General features: G+C 72.6%; 2 protein-coding genes. One reads left to right on the forward strand and one right to left on the reverse strand.

Going from position 1 to position 2,191, the window contains the following annotated elements:
• Positions 1-151: 151 nt before the first annotated feature.
• On the reverse strand, positions 152-823 hold the full coding sequence (locus LLG88_03870; GenBank protein MCE5246047.1) for a CerR family C-terminal domain-containing protein: 672 nt from the start codon (positions 821-823) through the stop codon (positions 152-154).
• A gap of 798 nt (positions 824-1,621) precedes the next feature.
• Between LLG88_03870 and LLG88_03875 the strand changes: the two genes are divergently transcribed.
• Positions 1,622-2,191 (forward strand): malate synthase A (locus tag LLG88_03875; protein ID MCE5246048.1); only part of this gene is annotated, 570 nt, incomplete at its 3' end.

Raw genomic sequence — 2,191 nt, forward strand, 5'->3', positions numbered from 1 at the left:
GCCGGCGCGGCCGGGGCGAGCGACGCCGCGAGCGGCGCGGCCTTGCCGGCGAACGGGACGTCCGGCGCCGCGGAGGGAGCGGCGGCGCGCGGCGTGGCGCAGCCGGCGAGCAAGGCGGCGCCGGCGAGCGCCGCAACGAGCGGGATTCGTGTCATCGGGGAACCTCTTCAAGTTGGGCGCGGACGCCGCCGGCGGAGAAGCGGACGATCTCGTCGATCATCCGCGGCCACGGCGTCAGTTTGTTGCGGCGCGCGGGGCAGCTCTCGAAGAGCCGCCGCGCGTGCATCGTGTGGCCGAGCTGTCCGACGAACAGATGGATGCAGGTGCGCGCGGACTGTTGGTCGAGGCGCGGCTCGACCCGGCGCAGGAGGGCGCAGAAGGCGTCGGACGTCGGCTCGAACAGCTCCTCGAGGAAGACCGTCGCCGGCAGGCGGCGGTCCACCATCTCCCGCGACATCAGCTCGAGGAAGCGGGGCCCCGTCTCGTCCTCGAGGACCGGGGCGAGAAAGGCGTCGGCGATGGCGCGGAGCGTCTGTTCGAGCGTCGGGCGGAGGCCGGCGCCGAGCGCGGCGTTGAGCGTCGCGAGGCGCTTCTCCCGCACCGCGGCGACGCGGCGCCGCAGCATCGCGCTGTAGAGCGCGTCCTTGCCGCCGAAGTGGTAGTTGACCGCGGCGACGTTGCAGCCCGCCTCGGTGGTGATGTCGCGCACCGAGGTGGCGAGGAAGCCCTTCTTGGCGAAGAGCTTCTCCGCCGCGTCGAGCAGCCGTTCCTTGGTCGCCGCGCTCGGGTCGGCGGCGCCGCGCTGGGGGACTGTCTGGATCATGGCGAGGCCTCGCCCCTTCCGCGGGGCAAGCGGCAGTATGAAACGCGCGTTTGATTCCGCAAATTCGGGGCGCCTTCCGGGCCGGCGCGGCGCGACCGGCGGTCGATTCGGGGCGGTGGGCGGTCGAAGGGGGGCGGCGGACGATTCCGTGCCCATAAAAGGCGAACCCCCGGCCAGGACGCCGGGGGTTCGCGAGGGGAGGAGGTTTGAAGAAAGGGGGTTTCTTCAAATCATCGGAACCGGTTTTGGGGGGGTCCGGTTCCGTTTTTTACGGGGCAGGGGGTCTGCCCTCGTTGCCCGCCTATAGAGCAATCCCGGCGCCAAGTCCGGCCCGCATCGCGAAAAATCTTTCCGCGGTCCCGTCGGCGTTCGCAAACGCCCGATTCGTCCCGCAAATCGGGCGCGGCGGCCGTCGCGCCGGCCCTGCGGCGCGACGCGGCGCTTCTCAATGAACCGCGCCGAAACGGCGCACCCCGCCGCGGTGGCGCGCCGTAAACGATTTCACGCGTCGTCTTGACGTCGCCCGCCCCGCCGGGCCGCCCCTGCGGCCGCCCCTCCGCCCGCCCCGTCCGCCGGCGGACGGGCCCCGACCAACACGCTCGGCTTCACGTCGAACAAATCGTTGCCCGCGCGGGAACTGCCGCCACGTTTAGAAATCGGTCCGGCCCCGCGCCGCCGTCGCCCCCGGCGGAGAGACAATCATCGTCGGCCGGTTCGCGCGGCCCCGCCGACCGCCCAAACAGAGGAGGAACGGCCGTGCCCGACGACGTTCCGCTCGCCCTTCCCGCCGGCGCCTCGCTGACGCTCCCTCCGCCTCCCGGCGCTGGGGCGGTCCTGACGCCCGAAGCCCTGTCGTTCGTCGTGAACCTCGTCCGCGAGTTCCGTCCGCGCCGCGACGCACTGCTCCGCCGCCGGCGGGAGATCCAGACCCGCCTCGACGAGGGGATGCTGCCCGACTTCCTCGACGCCACCGCCGGCGTCCGCGCCGCCGACTGGACCGGCGCCTCGATCCCCGACGACCTGATGGACCGCCGGGTCGAGATCACCGGCCCGGTGGACCGCAAGATGATCATCAACGCCCTCAACTCGGGGGCCAGCGTCTTCATGGCCGACCTCGAGGACGCCAACTCCCCGACGTGGGAGAACGTGACCCTCGGTCAGGCCAACCTGCGCGACGCGGTGCGGCGCACGATCGCCTTCGCCGGGCCGGACGGGAAGGCCTACGCCCTCGGCGAGCGGACGGCGACGCTGATGGTCCGGCCGCGCGGCTGGCACCTCGACGAGAAGCACGTCCTCGTGGACGGCCGCCCCGCGCCGGCCGCGCTGGTGGACTTCGGCCTCTACTTCTTCCACAACGCGGAGGAGCTG

It is taken from the genome of bacterium, assembly GCA_021372775.1.
Classification (GTDB): domain Bacteria; phylum Acidobacteriota; class Polarisedimenticolia; order J045; family J045; genus JAJFTU01.

Excerpts from the sequence above, each read along its gene's own strand:
- LLG88_03870 (MCE5246047.1), bottom strand. The coding sequence starts at position 823 with ATGATCCAGACAGTCCCCCAGCGCGGCGCCGCCGACCCGAGCGCGGCG.